Genomic DNA, 17,594 nt, shown 5'->3' on the forward strand with positions numbered 1-17,594 from the left:
GTCAACCACCCACATTCTGAAGAACACTGCAGGCGCCACAGGCCGCACAGCCCGCCTTCTGGTCCGAACCTGCCATGCCGGCAGCCGTGAGTTCCTTGGCAACCCGCCGGGTGACGGCTTCGACCACATCCGCCCGCGGAGCCTGCGCGAAGTCCATATCGACCGCAAGTGAACCCGGGTGTGGACGGAACGGCACCACAAAGGGATACACGCCCATCTCGATCAATTCGCGTGCGCCGTCGACCAGTTCGTCGGGATCTTCACCGAGTCCGATGAGGAGGTAGGTGGACACCTGATTACGGCCGAACACCCGCACCGCCTCGGCCCATGCGGCTCGGTACTCGCCGATGGACACCGTGGCCTTTCCCGGCATCCATTGTGCGCGAACCGCGTCGTCGAGGGACTCGATGTGGATGCCGATCGACTCCGCGCCGGCTTCACGCAGTTCCGTGAGCGTCGCCAGGTCGCCCGGAGGTTCACACTGCACCTGGATGGGTAGTTGTGGGACAACCGCTTTGACCGCGCGCACACACCGCGCCAGGTGCTTGGCACCACGGTCTCCCGCCGCAGACGTACCGGTGGTCATCACCATCTGCTTCACCCCGTCCAGGCGCACCGCCGCTTCGGCGACCTCGGCGAGTTCAGCCGGCTTCTTCACGGCCACGGTGGCTCCCGCACGCAGCGATTCCTCGATGGTGCAGAAGCGACACCGCTGCGCCGGGTCGTAGCGGATGCAGGTCTGCATGACCGTGCTCGCCAGGACGTCCCGGCCATGCAGTTTGGCGATCTTCTCGTACTCCGTGCCCGAGTCGGTGCGGAGGTCGTAGAACGCCGGTCGATCGATGGCCGACACATCCAGTCCCAGGTTTTCGGACGAACCATCCAGAAGGATTTGGTCACCCTCAAGGACGTACGGACTCAACGGGTTCCGCGGAATCGCTGCGTTGATCCCGTTGATGACGAGATGGCCGTCGTCGCTGGGACCCGCACCAGCCGAACGCCTGACCGGCAACGAACCCCGCACTCCGAGCAACGCAAGATCCACGCGGGCCGACAACGCTGATTCCGGTCGAGCTCCGCTGCGCTCCGTCGGTGATCCTGGTCGAGCTCCGCTGCGCTCCGTCGGTGATCCTGGTCGAGCTCCGCTGCGCTCCGTCTCCGATTCAGGCATATCGGATTGCCCTCAGACCATGTAGGTGGAGTTGATGATGGCACCCTTACGGGCATAGTGAATCAACGCATCCTGCACATCAAGCGGATGAGCCGGAATCACACCCTCGATCAAATCCTCCTCACGACCACCATGAAGTGCCAACCCGAACCGACAGCAATACACCGTCCCACCCTCACCGATGAACGTTGCCAACGAATCATTGATGTTCTGCTCCCCCGGGAAACCCGAATCACCCGTCGTCGGAAAACCACGCGTCGCCAGACAGTTGATCGCACCAGGGCCATAAAAATACAACGCCGACTCAAACCCCTTCCGCAACGCCCGCGTCGCCTGCAACACCGCCACGAAGCTCACCGACGACTCATGAGCAATCCCATGAACCAACGTGAAGTACGTTTCCCCGTTCTCGGCCTGATAATCCGGGAACAACTTCGTCCCCCCATAAATGTTGCTGCCCTTGGGCAACGACGGATGCGGGATCTCAGCCAAAGACTTCTTGATATTCTCGGCGATGGTCTGATCGATATCGGACATGGCGTCTCCTGACATGGTGCGATCAAAGGCAGTGCGGGACTTGGGTTTCACTAGGCGCGCGGCACATCGATGTGCTGCGTTAGGCCTTGTACCAAGTACAGGCCCGATCCATTTCCGGATGGTCACGCCGGGACTAACAGGTTGTTTCGTGGTGCTCTCAGCCCAGTCGGACATGTATCTGACCACAGGCGTTTCCGGTCTTGACCGATTCGCGGCACGCAGCTTGATTCATCAGTAAGGTGGCATAGGTCACAGCAAGTGCATGGTCCGGGACTGGGTCACAGTGCCAGGCCGCGAGCAGAGAGTTACCGCGATGAAAACCAAGGCCGCAATCCTGACCGAGTTGAACACCGACTGGAAGATCGATGAGATCGATCTCGGTGACCCGGTCGCCGGAGAGGTTCAGGTACGCCTGGCCGCCTCCGGGCTCTGCCACTCCGACGCCCACGTCGTCGACGGGTCCAGTCCGATCCCGATCCTTCCGGTCCTCGGCGGCCACGAGGGCGCCGGCGTCATCACCAAGGTCGGGCCAGGGGTGTCCGGCCTCGAAGAGGGTGACCACGTGGTGCTCGCGTTCATCCCCGCCTGTGGCACGTGTCCGTCGTGCGCCAAGGGTCTGCAGAACATCTGCGACCTCGGTGCCGGACTGCTCACCGGCCAGGCGATCTCCGACGGCACCTTCCGCGTCACCAAAGACGGCGCCCCCGTGGTCCAGATGTGCCTGCTCGGCACCTTTGCCCCCTACGTCACGGTTCACCAGGCATCGGTCGTGAAGATCGAGAAGGACATCCCCCTCGACAAGGCAGCATTGCTCGGTTGTGGTGTCTCCACGGGCTGGGGATCGGCAGTCGACATCGGCAACACCCGGCCCGGTGACACCGTGGTGGTCGCCGGCATCGGCGGCGTGGGTATCAACTCCGTTCAGGGTGCCGCCCACGCAGGCGCGCGGTTCGTCGTCGCGATCGACCCGGTGGAGGACAAACGGAAGACCGCGCTGGACTTCGGTGCCACCCACACGTACGCGTCGATGGAAGAAGCCGCCGCCGATATCGCCGACCTCACCTGGGGCGCCATGGCCAACACGGTCATCCTCACCATGGGTGTGGTCAAGGGCGAGTACGTCCAGCAGGGCCTGTCCCTCACCGGCAAGGGCGGCCAGGTCATCGTCACCGCGATGGGACCGTACGACCAGGTGGCCACCGACCTCAACCTGTTCGAACTCACCCTGTTGCAGAAGCGGGTCCAGGGCGCGATCTTCGGTGGTGTCGGTCCCCGCACGCAGATCCCGAAGCTGCTCAACCTCTACCGCAGCGGCGCCCTCAAGCTCGATGAGCTGGTGACCACCACCTACAAGCTCGAGGACATCAACCAGGGCTATCGCGACATGGCCGAGGGCAAGAACCTCCGCGGCGTCATCATCTACGGCGACGACGACTACTGATCGGCAGGAACCTTCGCCGACACGTCGTCGAGTCGGGCCAGTTCGTCGACGGTCAGCGTCAGGTCGACCGACCCGAGCAGAGCTTCGAGCTGCTCGGGTGACCTGGCGCTGACGATCGGGGCGACCACTGTTGGCTGCTGACGGGTCCATGCCAGGGCGACGGTGGCGATCTGCACGCCGCGAGACCGGGCGATGCGATCGAGCTCATCGACCACCGCCAACCCTTCGGGGTTGAAATACCGCTCCACGATCTTGCTGCGTGCAACACCCGAGACGTCCCCGGCAGTGCGGTACTTGCCGGTGAGGAACCCGCTCGCCAAGGCCCAGTACGGGAAGACGCCAAGGCCGAACTTCTCGGCGAGCGGACGCAATTCTTCCTCGAACGGCTGGCGTGCCACAAGGCTGTAATGGGGCTGCAGGGCGATCGGGTTGGCGAACCGATTGGCGTCGGCGACGTCGATCCACTCCTTGATCCGCTCGGCTGAGTAATTCGAGATACCGATGTGGCGCACCTTCCCCGCCTTGACCAGGGCGTCGAAGGCACCCAGGGTGTCGGCCAGCGGCACATCCGGGTCGTCGTAGTGCGCGTAGTACAAATCGATGTGGTCGGTCTTCAGGCGCCGCAGTGATGCTTCGGCCGCACGCGCGATGTTGTCAGGTGCGAGACCCAGGAACTCGGGGTGACGGCTCACCTTGGTGGCCAGGACGATGTCGTCGCGCCGGCCACGTTTGGTGAACCATTCGCCGAGAATCGTCTCCGACTCTCCGCCGACGTTCCCGGGCGCCGATGCCATGTAGCTGTCGGAGGTGTCGATGAAGTTGCCGCCGGCGGACACGAACGCATCGAGCACCGCGAACGACTCGGCCGCGTCACTGGTCCAGCCGAAGGTGTTGCCACCGAGGTTGAGCGGGTAGACATCCAGGTCAGAACTTCCGATACGTGACATGCGATGTTCAACCGTCAGTCGCCGAGGACGATTCCCTCACGTCGGGGATCCGCGCCTCCCGACCATCCCGTCTCCGTTCGCAGGAGTGCACTCAGGCCGCTGGACTGATCGGCGAGTTCGACGGTGTGGCCCAGGTTCTGTAACCCCATCACCAGGGGATCGTCGGGTCCCGAGATGCTCGGGTGCTCCCCACCTACATTGGTCTTCGGGGAGTTCGCGGCTCCGAAGTCGACCATCGAGACCGCCTGCTGGGGATCCATGCCCCAATCAATGAGTCCCACCAGGGTTTTCACGACGAACTGGATGATCACCGAGCCGCCGGGGGATCCGACCACCATCTTCAGCTGCCCGAGACCGTTGTCGGCCGCCTCGAAGACCAGCGTCGGGGCCATGGAACTGCGTGGTCGTTTGCCCGGCTCGACCCGGTTGGCCAGTGGCGCGCCCTGAGGGTCGGTGGGTTCGGCGGAGAAGTCGGTCATCTGGTTGTTCAGCAGAAAACCGTCGACCATGTGGAACGACCCGAACGACGACTCGACGGTTGTTGTCATCGACGCCGCGTCGCCCTCGGCGTCGACGACAGAGATGTGGCTGGTGCCGTGTTCCACTCCGGCGAACCAGCCCATCGGGCCGGTGTCGAACGTCCCAGCTGTTGCCGTACCCATCGAGCGGGCGGGATTGATCAGTGCGGCGCGGCCTTTGAGGTAGGTGGGGTCGAGCAACGCCTCGGAACTGCCACCGGGCAACGGCACGAAGTCGGAGTCGGCGACGTACTTGTCCCGGTCGGCATAGGCAAGCCGCTCCGCCTCGGAGATCAGGTGCACACCGTTGACCGAGGGCTTTCCGCCATTGAGATCGAGAGTGCTTGGCGGATACTGATTCATCGAGAAATTCGACAGGATGCCGAGCGTCGAGGCCACCGCGATCCCACCGGACGACGGGGTGGGCATGCCGCAGACCTGGTTGTCCCGATACGGCACGCAGATCGGCTCGCGCACCTTGGCCTCGTAGTTCGCCAGGTCGGTGACCGTCATCTGCGACGGGGTCATCCCGTTCGCCGTCGACCCTGCTTCGGCGACGATCGCCTGCGCGATGTCGCCGCTGTAGAACGCCTCCGCACCGTCGGATGCGATGGCACCCAACGTTTTCGAGTACGCCGGGTTGGTGAGCGTATCCCCCGCAGGTTTCGGCGAACCGTCGGGTTGCAGGAAGTAACTTCTCGCATCGGGGTCTGCGCCGAGATCCGTGGCCGAGTCGTCGATTGCGGCCGCCAGCCGGGGGCTGATGGAGAACCCGTCGTCAGCAAGGGCGACGGCAGGCTCGAAGAGGCTGCGCCACTCAGTGTTTCCGTGCTCGGACTGCATCAACTCGAGCATGCGCAGGACGCCCGGAACACCGATGGACCGGCCGCTCGCGCGCGCATCGGGTACGGGCTCGGTCCGGTTGGTGTCATCGATCCAGCGCAAGTAGTTCTCGGTTGCCGCGGCCGGGGCCACCTCGCGGCCGTCGAACGCCTGCACCGACCGATCGTCCGCGTCGTAGTACAACGCGAACGCTCCTCCACCGATCCCGGAGCTCTGCGGTTCGACCAGGCCCAACACCATCTGCGCGGCGACCAGGGCATCAGCGGCGTCGCCACCGTCTGCGAGAACCTCGCACGCAGCCTGGGTCGCCAGCGGATTTGCGGTGGCCGCTGCGAACGAAGTGGTCTGCACCGCAGTCATGTTCGAGCGGTAGCCCGTCGCGACCTCAGGATTCGTCGACAAGTTCTCGGTGGTGTCGGGGGTTGCCGCCGTCGTAGCAGGCGCGGCCGTGCCACCGTTCGGGCCCGACGGGATCGCGCACACATCGGGTGCCGCCTCGTCGTTGGAGCACGACACCACCATCGAAGTCCCGATGATGACGGCCGCGCCGACACCCGTCAGGCGACGACGGGCACGCCGAATCCGTTCAGCCACCGAGCTTCTCCAGTTCGGTCAGCGCGTTCTCGAGATGGACAAGCAATCTCTGCAGGTGAGGGATGGAGCTGCGGGCACCGATCAGTCCAAAGTTCACCTTGCCTGCCGTCATGGTGACGGTGATGTTCAGGGCCTGTCCGTCCAACGCGATCGATACGGGATACACCCCGTCGAGACGGGCCCCGTTCCAGTACAACCGCCGCGACGATCCCGGCACGTTGGAGATGACGATGTTGAACGGTGGGGGCGTGTAGCGAACGAATCCGGGAACCGTGGAGAACAGCAGCGGCGCCATGGTGACGCCACCGAAACCCAGCGCTTGCATCGGCGTCAGGTCCTTGATCATCCGTTTCCCCTGACGCGTCGACCCCGTGACCACGGCCAGCCGTCGTGCGGGATCGGCCTCGTTGGTGCCGAGGTTACAGAGCATCGTGGTGACGGCGTTGCCCTCCGAATAGTCCGCACCGGCCTCGCGCATCGACACCGGGACCATCGCGATCAGTGGCGCGCTCGGCAGCGCGTTCCGGTCGAGGAGGTACGAACGCAAGGCACCAGCACACATCGCGATGATGACGTCGTTGGTGGAGATCTCGAGAATCTTTGCCACCGCACGTATCCGGGTCTTCGGCCATTGCTGGGCAGCGAATCGTCGAGCCCCTCCGATCGGTACGTTCAACATCGTCTTGGGCGCCCCGGTCGGCAACACCAGGTTCGGATCGCGCAGTCCGTGCATGCCGATCCGCAGACCCGCCGGGGCCAGACTCGCGATGTCACCGGCGAGCTTCACACCGTCGGACACCAGATGCACTGGATTCAGCGATCCACGGGATCCGCCGTCCTTCTTCGGCCGGCGGAACAGGGCCGGGTCCCACGGCGCCTTGCCGTTGCGGTCCTCGGGGTCGGTACTAAGCGCCCGTTCGAGTAGTCGCAGCGCCGAAACCCCGTCGACCAGAGAGTGATGCACCTTGGTGTAGAGCGCGAGCCGACCATCGGCGAGACCTTCGATGACGTGGACCTCCCACATCGGCCGATGCCGGTCCATCAGGCCACCGTGCTGTGCAGATACGTACTTGAGCAGTTCACGGATACGACCCGGACGCGGCAGCACCGCACGTCTCACGTGATAGTCGAAGTCGAGCTCTTTGTCGTGAGTCCACCGCAGGGTGCCCATCACGTTCACGGGCGAGGCGGGCCGTTTGCGGAACAGACGCGCCACATCGGTCTGCTTGCAGAAGGTTTCGTAAACGAACTCGCCAAAATCCTCGGCCTCACCGTCTGGCGGGACAAACAGCTGCAGTCCCCCGACGTGCATCGGATGCTCACGCGTTTCGGCCAGCAGGAACATCGATTCGGTGATCGGCATCAAAGGCATCAGCTGCCCCCTTCTCGAGACACCTCAGGAAGTATGCCGCGTCTCGCGTTTTTCGTATCGCCAAACGAACTTACCCATATCCGATGTCACATAGACGAGCGATCCGTTACGGTTTTCCCATGGCAGTCAGCGGAAGCACAAGCATTGACATCGACGCGACACCGGCACAGATCCTGGATGCGATCGCCGACGTGGAATCGATGCCGTCCTGGTCATCGATCCACAAGAGTGTGGAGGTCATCGACCGGCATCCCGACGGGCGGCCCAAGCGGGTCAAGATGAAGGCGTCGCTCCTCGGCATCTCCGACGACCAGGTCCTGGACTACACCTGGTCGGACACGGGCGTCACCTGGGATCTCGTCGAGAGTTCGCAGCAGAAGGCACAGCACGCCGAGTACCGGCTGACCGAGAACGACAAGGGCACCCACGTCGAGTTCGAGATGATGCTCGACCCGAAGGCGCCGGTTCCCGGCTTCATCATCAAACGTGGTCAGAAAGCAATTCTCGAAATGGCCACCAAGGGATTGCGCGACCAGGTCAAGAGCTGAAGGACATCGGTCAAAGGCGGCGGGAGAGAAGCGCTTTCGCCGCCGCCCTACCGACTCCGAGGAATCCGGACAGCGACGCCATCCGGAATGCAGTCGACCACACCGTGCTGCGGGCCGACTCCGCAAGGGGCGCGTTGTCGAACCGATCCGACAACCAGTCGAGCACCACCGGCGCCGACAACACCATCAAGGAAAGGTGTTCGCTGAGGCGGTCACGCACGTAGGTGACATGCGCACCGCCCTTTTCGTACCGCTCCACTTGGCCGTCGATGTCCTCGACGGCGATGATCTGGTCATGCACGGGGTGCAGTACCAGCAGCGGACAGTCCGGGATGCGGTCACCGAGTCTGATGTCGTCGAAAAGCTCGAGCAGCTCGGGTCTGGCGAGCACATCGGCAAGCGGAATCTTGGTGTAGTTGTCGAAATCGTCCTTGGCGAAACGGATCACGGCTTCCACCGTTGACATCGACTCGATCATGTCCAGTCGGTTGCGGCCCTCCTCGTCGACGTGGGCCTCGATCACCTGCTTCAGGCCCGGGTAGATGTGTCGCAGACCGGCGACCACAAGAGCGGGCAGACCGGCGTATAAAGTGCTGTTGAGACGGATGTACGTCTCACCGGGATCTCCGACGGGCGCACCGAGTGCTGCACCGACGATGTTGATCTCCGGCGCGTACTCCGGCGCCATCTCCGCGACCCACGATGACGCCATGCCGCCGCCTGAATATCCCCACACCCCAACAGGTGTCGACGAGTCCAGACCCAGCGGCGCAAACGTCAACGCGGCACGAACGCCGTCGAGTACGCGATAACCGGGTTCCCGAGGGGCGCCGAAGTAGCCGTTCATCCCCTCGTGATCAGCGATGCTCACGGCCCAACCACGTTGCAGCGCATTGGCGATGATGAACATCTCGAAGGGCGGAACGCTCCCGGGCGACCACGCGCCCTGCTGGAAGACATACGACGGAAAACACTTCGCCGACACCGCGTCGATGGCGCACTGGTACGCGAGCAACGGACGGGGCTCGGCCGGGTCCGCGTCGGCAGGCAGCAACACCGTCGTCACCGCGGGCTCGGCGTTCCGGTGCAGATCACTGCTCCGGTAGAGCAACTGCCATGCCTTGGCCTTCTGCGGGATGATCCCCAGCAACGCCAACCGGATCTCCCGACTGCGGAGCAGCGTGCCTTCGGGCAGGGTGTCGAAACCGGCCGGAGGCACATAGAACGGGTCGATCCCGGGTGGGGATGGCCTGCTCCACCGTGACGGTATCGGCGCAGTCGCCTCGGGGGTCCAATCGTCGTCGATCAGAAGTTGCGTCATCAGGATCCTTGGTGAGAAAACAAAACCGGCGCGGACCGTTGGCCCGCGCGGGTAGAAGTGTGCCCTCTATCGGCGTTTGGTGACTGCCTTGACGATCGCGAGCAGGATAACCGCTCCGAGCAGTGCCGTGAGGAAGGTGAAGAACCAACCGCCGCTGGCGGTGTCGAAAGCGAAGCTGAGCAGGAAGCCACCGAGGAACGCACCGAGCACGCCGACCACGATGTTGAGCAGGATGCCCATCTGCTTGTCGGTGCCCATGAACTTGCTGGCAATCCATCCGGCGAGACCGCCGATGATGATGTAGCCGATCACACCCACCGATGTGGTGGTGGTGGAGCGTTCAGCAAGGATTTCAACAGCCGCAGCAGTAGTACTCACAGTTATTTCCTATCGTCGGTTGTCTTTGCCGACCGCAGCAGAGCGGCCAGGCGCTCAGTAAAGGTTCCCAATGTCGAACTTTGCAAACGTACAGATTTTGGCGCGTGAGCGTTTCAACGCTCCGCCACCGGGCTATCCCCCGTCCATGAGTTCAGCAAAAGATGACCCCACCTTGGACAACGTCATGATCCCGACCGAGACGGTCAATCCGGATCACCACGAGCACGCGAAGTCGCCGAAACATCTGAACGACGACGAGCTGGCCGAGCGAGCAGAGCACGAACAAGCCCTGGTCGACGACGCCAAGAACGGCGACAACTGATCATGAGCAAGCAGCGCGAGGACGTGCGGGACAACCCGGACTCACCCGATCCGGAAGATCCGCGCAAGCCCGAATCCCCGACTCAGCTGACCAAGCACTCCTTCATGTTCGTGCTTCGGAAGACGCTGCGGGAGTTTTCGCGCGATCAGTGCACCGACATCGCGGCAGCACTAACGTACTACTCGGTGCTGTCGCTGTTCCCCGCGCTGCTTGCCTTGGTCTCGCTGCTTGGTGTGTTCGGACAAGGTCAGAAAACCACTGACGCAGTACTCAAGATGGTCGACGACCTCGGACCCTCGTCCGCGGTCGACACCCTGCGCGGACCCATCGAACAACTCGTTGCCGCGCCCAGTGCGGGGTTCGCCCTGGTCCTCGGTCTCGTCGGCGCCCTGTGGTCGGCGTCCGGTTACGTGGGGGCCTTCGGCCGGGCGATGAACCGGATGTACGAGATCGACGAAGGTCGGCCGATCTGGAAATTGCGTCCGGTCATGCTGCTCGTCACCCTGATCGCGCTGATCATGGCCGCGGCGGTTGCCTTCATGCTCGCCGTGAGTGGTCCGGTTGCGAAGTCGATAGGTGACGCCATCGGCCTGGGCGACTCGGCCCTGACCATCTGGAACATCGCACGCTGGCCCGTGGTCTTGATCTTCGTGATCCTGGTTGTCGCGATTCTCTACTGGGCCACCCCGAACGTGAAGCAGCCGAAGTTCCGCTGGGTGAGCGCCGGCGCGATCCTCGCCATCGTCACCTGGATCGTCGCCTCGGCCCTGTTCGCGTTGTACGTCGCGAACTTCAGCAACTACAACAAGACCTATGGCGCCCTCGCCGGTGTCATCGTGTTCTTGCTGTGGCTCTGGCTCACCAACCTCGCGTTGCTGTTCGGTGCCGAATTCGACTCCGAGCTCGAGCGCGGTCGGCAGCTCCAGGCAGGTCTGCCGGCCGAAGAGCGCCTGCAACTCCCGCCGCGGGACACCAAGGCATCGGACAAGAACGAAGCAACCGACCAGAAGTTCGTCGAGAAAGGTCGGGCCCTACGCGAATCCCAGGGCCAGACGATGACGCCTGACAAATAGGGCAGGTTTTCCGAAACCCCCGAACTGGTTTGCCCGGTGCGGGGGTTTTGTTGTGGAACCTGCAACCGCTCGGGCTGCGAGGCGAGCAACGACCAGCCGGGCGAGCGTGGTCGCGGGGTCAGCTCGGAGAGACTGGCACATGCTCGGGCTGTGGGGCGAGCGTCGGCCAGTTAAGCGAGCTGGGGTTCGGGTCGGCTCGCAAAACCGGGACACGCACCCACTGCAGAGCGCGCAACCCCTTACCGACAATCAGCGCAACGCAACCAAGTTCGCGACGGAATTGCGGACGTCGGACTCGATGACCTTCGCGACGAGGTTGCCGACGGGGCCGTTCAAGACGCTGCCGCTGAGAGTGGCATCGAGGTCGAAGATCGAGCCGTTTCCTTCCGGCGTGACCTTCAGTGCGATCTCGATCCGCACACCGCCGCGACCCTTGCCCGACAACTCGAGCAGGCGTGGCTCGTCGTAGCGCGTCACGGTCCAGTGGATCGTGTTGCGGAAACCCTTCACCTTGATCAGCGACGACACCTCGGTGCCCTCTTCGATCTGCGCGGGCAACGGACTCTTCCAGCCCGCGAAGATCGTCATCCACTCGTCGAAGCGACTCAGATCCGACGCCATGTTCCAGGCCGCAGCAGGTTCGAGGTCGGACGTGACGGAAACATTCACACCAGCCATTTGGATGTCTACTTTCGTTGTTTTGTGCGGCCTTCGCGCCGAGCGGCTCGGGTCAGAACAGCGGCGGCAGAGCAAAGACCATGATGATCGTCCACGAGATGTGCGTACCCATCGATGCGACGATGCCGCCCGTGGCACGCCGTTCGAGAGCGCTCACAGCTCCGAGCAGGATTGCCGCGAAGCCCAGCATCGGGTTGCCGCTGGCAAGGGTGGCGACGATGTAGATGAGTGTGGAGAAGATGACGGGCGCATGGCCTTTGAGGGCCGTGTACACCGCACCACGGAAGAACATCTCCTCCGCCACGCCGTTGACAAGGGCGGTGGCGAGAATCAGGGAGAAGGTGCCTTGATCGGCGTGGTCGAGCACATCGGAGACGAAATCGGCGATGGGTGGAATCTCCCGGACCACCAGCGCGCCGACAACAAACACCGCACCCAGCGCCAGCCCCACCGCGACACCGATCGCGCCGGCACGCACCGGCCCGCCACGCGGCGGCGGAAATGCCCCGAGGTGTAGCGGCCCGGACAGCACCGCGCCGATGGCCCAGACCGCCGCGAGGGCGAAGGTCATCGGGTAGAACGACGAGTCACCGGGATCTATCGACAGCGAGATGCTCAGCAGCACGCTGCCCACGAGCAACGTGACCACCACGACGATCCTGCGGCGCAACATCTGGGCGCGTGTCTCGGGCGGGTCGTTGGAGTCGTCCTCCATCGTGCCGATGAGGAACTGGACCTTCTCAGGCAGTGTGATCATTTGGGCCGCCCTGTCACCGCGCCGACGACCCCGGTCAGGAGGTTCCACGCCGGACCGAAGCGGTCTCGCACCCCGATCTTCACCCGCATCAGGTCGCCGCCGGCCCAGTCGGGGTCGGTGTCGGCCAGGTGATGGATGTCGCGGAGTTTGTCGACCGGCCTCGGAAGTGGACTCTCGGCGGATCTGCGCACTGCATCCCGGATGGTCAACAATCCTCCCGGCGGATCGGGGACGTGGTCTCGGATCGAATGTTCTGACGCCTTCATCGGGTAGTCAAGTGATCTCACCAGATCGGACGCGAGCCCGCTGGGGACCGGGACGATGAAACCGCTGACAAAACCGGCCAGTCGCACGTCGATGTTCGGGAGCAGCACGCCGACCCTGGGCTGACCGATCTCCCGCAGATAGGCGAACAGCAGCGAGTTGTACGACGACCGCTCCGGACCGCTGATGTCGTAGTCACCCGGTGGCACCGAGTCGGTGGCTGCCGCGGCGAGATAGTGCACGGCGTCGCGCACCGAAATCGGATCCATCGGATTGTCCATCCACGCCGGCAGCGGGATCACGGCCAGACGGTCGGCCATATAGCGCACCATCTCGAACGATGTGGATCCGGCGCCGATCACCACGGCCGCGCGCAACCACACCAGGTCCGCTCCCCCGTCGACCGACAACGCGGTTCCGACCTCGGCCCGGCTCTCGAGATGTTCGGAGAGTTCGGCGTCGTCGGGGACAAAGCCTCCGAGGTAGACGATGCGTCCGACGCCCGCGTCGCGCGCTGCGGCGGCCACGTTGTCCGCGGCCCGGCGGTCGTCGTCGCGGAAATTGGGCTGTCCGATGCCGTGGACGAGGTAGTAGATGACGTCGATGTCGCCGCCCGAGCTGATGCCGTCGCGGACCGAATCGGCGTCGAGCGCGTCGAACTCGATGGTCTTCACCCGATCGAACCATCCGAAGCGCTCGAGACTGCTGCGATTGCGCGATGCGGCAACCACCTCGTGCCCCTTCGACAACAGAGCTGGGACCAGTCGAGACCCGATGTAACCAGTCGCTCCCAGAACAAGAACCCGCATGTGATCACCGTTCGTCAGGACCGTGAATGCCACGATCGATGTGCTCGGCCTACGTCTGTAGACATTCCCGGAACCCGCGACACCGTCAGCACGTGATCTGCGGCGGCTCACCCCGGTATTGGAGCGTCTGGATCGCTTGTTCCCCTACATCCTCAGCAGCCAAGTACCCCATAAGCGGTTGGCGGCAATCGTGACATCACTCGCATCTGCGACCGTCGTGTAATGGTTTTTGACAGCCTATCCATTTCATCGGCACGATCTAGGCATGGATGACACGTTGCAGCGGAAGTGGCCGTGGCTCGGGGATCACCTGGCCCTCGACGTCGCCAACACCATCCGGATCGAGGACGGCCGGCAGGTCGAGTTGCTCGCGACGCCGGCCGATCTTGTCGGGTGGCTCGACGTGGAGCCCGCACCGATGCCCCGCCCCGAGGTCGTCGACGAACATTGCCTGGAGCGGTTCCGGTCTGTTCGCGACGCCGCCCTGCTCATCCTCCACAGCGCTGTGGCCGGCGAGTCCCTGCCGGCCGATGCCGTGGACGACATCAACGACGCGGTGCAGGCAGCCTCGGTCCACCGATTGCTCACCGCAAACGCACGCGAAGCAGAACATGTTGGGGCGCAATCTGATCCGACGATCGCGCTGACGGGTCACGCAGCCGCCGCCGTGGTCGACCTCATCGCGCGAGACGACCTCGCCAACCTCGCGGTCTGTCATGCGCCCTTGTGCGGCCAGTTCTTTCACCGGGCGCGCCCCAACCAACGCTGGTGCAGTCCAGGATGCGGCAACCGGGCGCGGGTCGATCGACATCGTCATCGCCGCAACGGTCCACGGTGACGATCGACTGGCTGGGTTATCTCGCGGTACTGACTGTCGCCTACGTGGTGCCCGGGCCCGACTTCCTGCTGATCTTGCGGTGGTCCACAGAGAATCGCCGCGACGGGCTGCTCGCACTCGCCGGTGCTCAGACGGGTCTGTCCGTACACATCGTCCTCGCGGTGACCGGGGTCAGCTTTCTCGTCGCGCGTGTGCCCATGGCACTCACCATCATCCAGATACTCGGTGCCGTCTACCTGTGCTACCTCGGAGTCCGTCTGATCGTTCGCCGCGACTCCCGCGATCGTGAGGCGGTGTCCCCGGCGACAGCGTTTCGCAATGCCCTCGGGACCAATCTGCTCAATCCGAAAGCGATCGTTTTTGTCACCGGTGTGCTTCCCCAATTCGCCACCGGCACGGCATCACTGCCACTTGAACTCGCCATTCTTGGGCTGGTCGACGTCGTCTTCGGAATCGCCGTCTATGTCGGGGTTGTGATGGCCGGAAGGCGTCTGTCGGGCCCTTTGCGGCGCGACGTGATCCGGCGGCGTTGGAATTGCGCGAACGGCGTGCTCCTGGTCATGCTCGGCATGGCACTCGGTGTCGCCAACGCCTGACGACACCGAGCCCTACGCCCGGCGCCAACTAGGAACTGAGCGCTTTGGTCTTCAGCTGCTCGAACTCGTTCTGGTCGATGGTGCCATCAGCCAAAAGCGCCTTGGCCTGGGCGATCTGATCTGCCGGTGACGTACCCGCCGCCTGCCTGATGTAGTCGTCGACTTGCTTCCTGGCAGCTTCATGCGACGCTGCCGCACGTTCTGCCATTCCCCGACCACGAGCGATCAAGTAGACGAACACGGTGATGTACGGCAGCAGGATCAAGAAGATGATCCAGACGGCTTTGACCAAACCGGATGTTTTGTGATCGCGGAACAAATCCGCGAGAACGTTGAAGAGAATCATCAGATACGCGATGAACGCGAATATCACCACGGTGTACCAGATGAAATCCCAGAATGAATCCCACATGACCGACCACTCCTTGCTTGATGGTGTCTCGCCGAAATCGGCGACCTCTCCCGAATCATGGCATGTGAAAGCACATTTGGGGTGTCGTTGAGATTCGGTTTTCGATCGCTACCGATTTCAGTTCAGAGATTTGAGTTCATTGGTCGGTCATGCGGGCGCGACAGCTCCGAAACGCAGAGAGTCGTCCACCGTGGAGTTGACGCCGCCCACCCGGAAGCTCGCACCTCGGTGATGGTCGGGAAGCAGATCTCCCTTGCCGAACAGCTTGTGCCGCAGAGTTCCCGGCACGTACTCGCGGTCGTAGGCCCCGCGTGCCTCCAGCGCGGGGACCACGTGCTCGATGACGTCGGTGAACGTTCCGGGGGTGACCGCATACGCGAGATTGAATCCGTCGACATCGGTGTCGTTTGCCCACTCGAGCAACTGGTCGGCGATGCTCTCGCCCGACCCGACCAACAGCGGGCCCATCCCTCCGATGCCGCCCCACGCCGCGATGTCGCGGATGGTCCACTCCTTGCCCGTATCGGAGGCCTGGCTGAACGCGGCCACCGCCGACTGGATGGCGTTGCTGTGCACGTTGCCGATCGGCTCGTCGAGGTCGTATTGCGACAGGTCGATGCCCATCCATCCCGACATGAACACCAGGGCGCCCTCGTCGCTGGCGTAGCGCCGGTACTCCGCGGCCTTGGCCTGGGCAGCTTCCTCGGTCTCGTCGGTGATGATCGTCAGGAGCGTGTAGATCCTGGCGTCGTAGGCATCGCGGCCTGCCGCCACCAGCTGTCCGCGGATGTTCTCCACGAGGGTCCGCAGGATGTCCTTGGTGGGCGCCCCGACGAAGATGGCCTCGGCATTCTCTGCTGCGAACTTGACCCCCCGGGGAGATGCCCCGGCCTGATAGATGACCGGTGAGCCCTGCGGCGACGGCTCGTGGAGGTGGATACCGGGAACGTTGAAATGCGTGCCCCGGTGGCCGATGTGGTGGACCTTCGCCGGATCGGCGAACACACCGTGCTCCTTGTCGCGGCGCACCGCATCCCGTTCCCACGAGCCTTCCCACAACTTGTAGAGCACGGTCAGGTATTCGTCGGCGTGGTCGTAACGGGCGTCGTGTTCGAGCTGATCGACCTCACCCATGTTGCGGGCCGCAGCGGGCAGATAGCCGGTGACGACATTCCAACCGATCCGGCCACGCGTCAGGTGGTCGAGCGTGGACAACCGCCGGGCGAAGGGATACGGATGCTCGAATCCGGTGCCCGCCGTGATGCCGAACCCGAGATGTTCGGTGGCGTGGGCCATCGCCGAGACGAGCAACAGCGGATCGGCCACCGGGATCTGTGCGCCCTGGCGGATCGCCGCCTCGTCGGTGCCGGCGTACACGTCGTAGGTGCCCAGCACGTCGGCGATGAACAGCCCGTCGAAACCGCCACCTTCGAGCGCCTTCGCCAGGTCAACCCAGTAGTCGAGGGTGTTGTAGTCCCACGACCGGTCGTCGGGATGACGCCACATACCTGGCGATTGGTGGGCTACGCAGTTCATGTCGAACGCGTTGAACCGGATCTTGCGGGTCATTCGGTACACCTTCCACGGGCAGTTGCAGGGCAATTCTGGGCAGCTCCGACCCCGCGGGAAACACTTGGAATCACGCTGGCCCGAATGACCGACTAAATTTGACCGGTGAGCGCATTTGCACCTGAAGAAGATCTGGGCCCCGACGACCGACTGACCCCCGCCATCGTGTTGGTGGTCACCGAAGACAACCGCAACACCATCGTCGACGAGATCCGCAGCCGCTACGGTCGCGACTACTCCGTCGTCTTCACCGAAACCGCCGCAGCCGCCATCGACACCGTCAAAACGCTGCTCGCGCAGAACGTCCCGGTGGCGCTCATCGTCTCCGAACTGTCCGCGTTCGAAGAGGGGTGGGACGGGTCCCGGCTGCTGCACAAGATGCGGTACCTGGTACCCACCGCGCGGCGTATCGCCCTGATCCCGGCCAGCAAGTTCGGCACCTCCTTCGACGACCTGCGCGGCGAGATCTCCGCAGGCAAGTACGACACCTATCTCGCGATCCCGCAGGGACAGCGCGACGAGGAGTTCCACACCGCGATCGTCGAATACCTGTCCGACTGGGGGTGGTCGGTGGCCGCACCTGAGGTCGCCTTCATCCAGATCGTC

Annotated in this window: 18 protein-coding genes; 6 read left to right on the plus strand and 12 right to left on the minus strand. The window is 63.6% G+C overall.

The features are described 5' to 3' along the window. Position 1: 1 nt before the first annotated feature. Both W823_RS41515 and W823_RS41520 read right to left on the minus strand, forming a co-directional pair. Positions 2–1,057, minus strand: coding sequence for an MSMEG_0568 family radical SAM protein (locus W823_RS41515; protein WP_023957612.1), 1,056 nt, complete (start codon positions 1,055–1,057; stop codon positions 2–4). Positions 1,058–1,183: 126 nt separating this feature from the next. Beyond that, the gene (locus tag W823_RS41520; RefSeq protein ID WP_031332118.1) at positions 1,184–1,708 is read right to left on the minus strand and encodes an MSMEG_0572/Sll0783 family nitrogen starvation response protein; all 525 of its coding nucleotides are present in this window, start codon (positions 1,706–1,708) and stop codon (positions 1,184–1,186) included. A 313-nt stretch (positions 1,709–2,021) separates the two neighbouring features. On the opposite strand from W823_RS41520, the gene W823_RS41525 reads away from it, so the two are divergent. Next, complete coding sequence (locus W823_RS41525) at positions 2,022–3,149, plus strand: NDMA-dependent alcohol dehydrogenase (protein ID WP_031332120.1); 1,128 nt, start codon at positions 2,022–2,024, stop codon at positions 3,147–3,149. Here W823_RS41525 and W823_RS41530 read toward each other — a convergent pair. The 3 genes from W823_RS41530 to W823_RS41540 all read right to left on the minus strand — a co-directional run bounded on the left by W823_RS41530 (position 3,143) and on the right by W823_RS41540 (position 7,423). Then, entirely contained in the window at positions 3,143–4,096 is a 954-nt protein-coding gene (locus W823_RS41530) for an aldo/keto reductase (protein WP_023957618.1), read from the minus strand. The genes W823_RS41525 and W823_RS41530 overlap by 7 nt on opposite strands. A 14-nt stretch (positions 4,097–4,110) precedes the next feature. Further along, complete coding sequence (gene ggt, locus W823_RS41535) at positions 4,111–5,979, minus strand: gamma-glutamyltransferase (protein ID WP_081729736.1); 1,869 nt, start codon at positions 5,977–5,979, stop codon at positions 4,111–4,113. Positions 5,980–6,043: 64 nt separating this feature from the next. Next, a complete protein-coding gene (locus W823_RS41540; RefSeq protein WP_023957622.1) occupies positions 6,044–7,423 on the minus strand; it encodes a wax ester/triacylglycerol synthase family O-acyltransferase in 1,380 nt (459 codons plus the stop codon). Positions 7,424–7,542: 119 nt separating this feature from the next. Here W823_RS41540 and W823_RS41545 point away from each other — a divergent pair, with 119 nt between their 5' ends. Then, positions 7,543–7,971, plus strand: a complete 429-nt coding sequence (locus tag W823_RS41545) for an SRPBCC family protein (RefSeq protein WP_023957624.1) — start codon at positions 7,543–7,545, stop codon at positions 7,969–7,971. 10 nt (positions 7,972–7,981) lie between these two features. Here the strand turns inward: W823_RS41545 and W823_RS41550 are convergent, their stop codons facing one another. Both W823_RS41550 and W823_RS41555 read right to left on the minus strand, forming a co-directional pair. Further along, on the minus strand, positions 7,982–9,292 hold the full coding sequence (locus tag W823_RS41550; RefSeq protein WP_023957626.1) for a lipase family protein: 1,311 nt from the start codon (positions 9,290–9,292) through the stop codon (positions 7,982–7,984). A gap of 66 nt (positions 9,293–9,358) precedes the next feature. Then, positions 9,359–9,670 carry a GlsB/YeaQ/YmgE family stress response membrane protein gene (locus W823_RS41555; RefSeq protein WP_023957628.1) on the minus strand — a complete coding sequence of 104 codons (312 nt, stop codon included), beginning with the start codon at positions 9,668–9,670 and terminating at the stop codon, positions 9,359–9,361. A 145-nt stretch (positions 9,671–9,815) separates the two neighbouring features. On the opposite strand from W823_RS41555, the gene W823_RS58405 reads away from it, so the two are divergent. Beyond that, positions 9,816–9,992, plus strand: coding sequence for a hypothetical protein (locus W823_RS58405; RefSeq protein ID WP_023957630.1), 177 nt, complete (start codon positions 9,816–9,818; stop codon positions 9,990–9,992). Between the two features lie 2 nt (positions 9,993–9,994). Next, the gene (locus tag W823_RS41560) at positions 9,995–11,065 is read left to right on the plus strand and encodes a YihY/virulence factor BrkB family protein (RefSeq protein WP_023957632.1); all 1,071 of its coding nucleotides are present in this window, start codon (positions 9,995–9,997) and stop codon (positions 11,063–11,065) included. A gap of 249 nt (positions 11,066–11,314) precedes the next feature. On the opposite strand, the gene W823_RS41565 is transcribed toward W823_RS41560, so the two are convergent. The 3 genes from W823_RS41565 to W823_RS41575 are packed head-to-tail and all read right to left on the minus strand — an operon-like array spanning position 11,315 to position 13,573. Next, a complete protein-coding gene (locus tag W823_RS41565) occupies positions 11,315–11,743 on the minus strand; it encodes an SRPBCC family protein (protein ID WP_023957634.1) in 429 nt (142 codons plus the stop codon). Positions 11,744–11,795: 52 nt separating this feature from the next. Continuing rightward, complete coding sequence (locus W823_RS41570; RefSeq protein WP_023957636.1) at positions 11,796–12,500, minus strand: CPBP family intramembrane glutamic endopeptidase; 705 nt, start codon at positions 12,498–12,500, stop codon at positions 11,796–11,798. Continuing rightward, positions 12,497–13,573 carry an NAD(P)H-binding protein gene (locus W823_RS41575; RefSeq protein ID WP_031332123.1) on the minus strand — a complete coding sequence of 359 codons (1,077 nt, stop codon included), beginning with the start codon at positions 13,571–13,573 and terminating at the stop codon, positions 12,497–12,499. Before W823_RS41575 ends, W823_RS41570 begins: the two co-directional genes overlap by 4 nt. A gap of 265 nt (positions 13,574–13,838) precedes the next feature. Here W823_RS41575 and W823_RS56525 point away from each other — a divergent pair, with 265 nt between their 5' ends. Both W823_RS56525 and W823_RS41585 read left to right on the plus strand, forming a co-directional pair. Continuing rightward, positions 13,839–14,411 (plus strand): ABATE domain-containing protein, encoded by a 573-nt coding sequence (locus W823_RS56525; RefSeq protein ID WP_023957640.1) that lies wholly within the window; start codon positions 13,839–13,841, stop codon positions 14,409–14,411. Then, the gene (locus W823_RS41585; protein ID WP_023957642.1) at positions 14,408–15,007 is read left to right on the plus strand and encodes a LysE family translocator; all 600 of its coding nucleotides are present in this window, start codon (positions 14,408–14,410) and stop codon (positions 15,005–15,007) included. The genes W823_RS56525 and W823_RS41585 overlap by 4 nt, the downstream gene beginning before the upstream one ends. Before the next feature lie 28 nt (positions 15,008–15,035). On the opposite strand, the gene W823_RS41590 is transcribed toward W823_RS41585, so the two are convergent. Further along, a complete protein-coding gene (locus W823_RS41590; protein ID WP_023957644.1) occupies positions 15,036–15,419 on the minus strand; it encodes an SHOCT domain-containing protein in 384 nt (127 codons plus the stop codon). 147 nt (positions 15,420–15,566) lie between these two features. Further along, positions 15,567–16,988: an LLM class flavin-dependent oxidoreductase gene (locus W823_RS41595; RefSeq protein ID WP_023957646.1), complete on the minus strand. Its 1,422-nt coding sequence runs from the start codon at positions 16,986–16,988 to the stop codon at positions 15,567–15,569. Between the last annotated feature and the right edge of the window lie 606 nt (positions 16,989–17,594).

The sequence above is a fragment of the Williamsia sp. D3 genome, assembly GCF_000506245.1.
In the GTDB taxonomy this organism is placed as follows: domain Bacteria; phylum Actinomycetota; class Actinomycetes; order Mycobacteriales; family Mycobacteriaceae; genus Williamsia; species Williamsia muralis.

What these genes read in the sequence shown, in the direction of transcription:
- W823_RS41520 (WP_031332118.1), bottom strand. Translation starts at nt 1,708, where the DNA reads ATGTCCGATATCGATCAGACCATCGCCGAGAATATCAAGAAGTCTTTG.
- W823_RS41525 (WP_031332120.1), top strand. Translation starts at nt 2,022, where the DNA reads ATGAAAACCAAGGCCGCAATCCTGACCGAGTTGAACACCGACTGGAAG.
- W823_RS41530 (WP_023957618.1), bottom strand. Translation starts at nt 4,096, where the DNA reads ATGTCACGTATCGGAAGTTCTGACCTGGATGTCTACCCGCTCAACCTC.
- ggt (WP_081729736.1), bottom strand. Translation starts at nt 5,979, where the DNA reads ATGGTGGTGTCGTGCTCCAACGACGAGGCGGCACCCGATGTGTGCGCG.
- W823_RS41540 (WP_023957622.1), bottom strand. Translation starts at nt 7,423, where the DNA reads ATGCCTTTGATGCCGATCACCGAATCGATGTTCCTGCTGGCCGAAACG.
- W823_RS41545 (WP_023957624.1), top strand. Translation starts at nt 7,543, where the DNA reads ATGGCAGTCAGCGGAAGCACAAGCATTGACATCGACGCGACACCGGCA.
- W823_RS41550 (WP_023957626.1), bottom strand. Translation starts at nt 9,292, where the DNA reads ATGACGCAACTTCTGATCGACGACGATTGGACCCCCGAGGCGACTGCG.
- W823_RS58405 (WP_023957630.1), top strand. Translation starts at nt 9,816, where the DNA reads ATGAGTTCAGCAAAAGATGACCCCACCTTGGACAACGTCATGATCCCG.
- W823_RS41560 (WP_023957632.1), top strand. Translation starts at nt 9,995, where the DNA reads ATGAGCAAGCAGCGCGAGGACGTGCGGGACAACCCGGACTCACCCGAT.
- W823_RS41565 (WP_023957634.1), bottom strand. Translation starts at nt 11,743, where the DNA reads ATGGCTGGTGTGAATGTTTCCGTCACGTCCGACCTCGAACCTGCTGCG.
- W823_RS41570 (WP_023957636.1), bottom strand. Translation starts at nt 12,500, where the DNA reads ATGATCACACTGCCTGAGAAGGTCCAGTTCCTCATCGGCACGATGGAG.
- W823_RS41575 (WP_031332123.1), bottom strand. Translation starts at nt 13,573, where the DNA reads ATGCGGGTTCTTGTTCTGGGAGCGACTGGTTACATCGGGTCTCGACTG.
- W823_RS56525 (WP_023957640.1), top strand. Translation starts at nt 13,839, where the DNA reads ATGGATGACACGTTGCAGCGGAAGTGGCCGTGGCTCGGGGATCACCTG.
- W823_RS41590 (WP_023957644.1), bottom strand. Translation starts at nt 15,419, where the DNA reads ATGTGGGATTCATTCTGGGATTTCATCTGGTACACCGTGGTGATATTC.
- W823_RS41595 (WP_023957646.1), bottom strand. Translation starts at nt 16,988, where the DNA reads ATGACCCGCAAGATCCGGTTCAACGCGTTCGACATGAACTGCGTAGCC.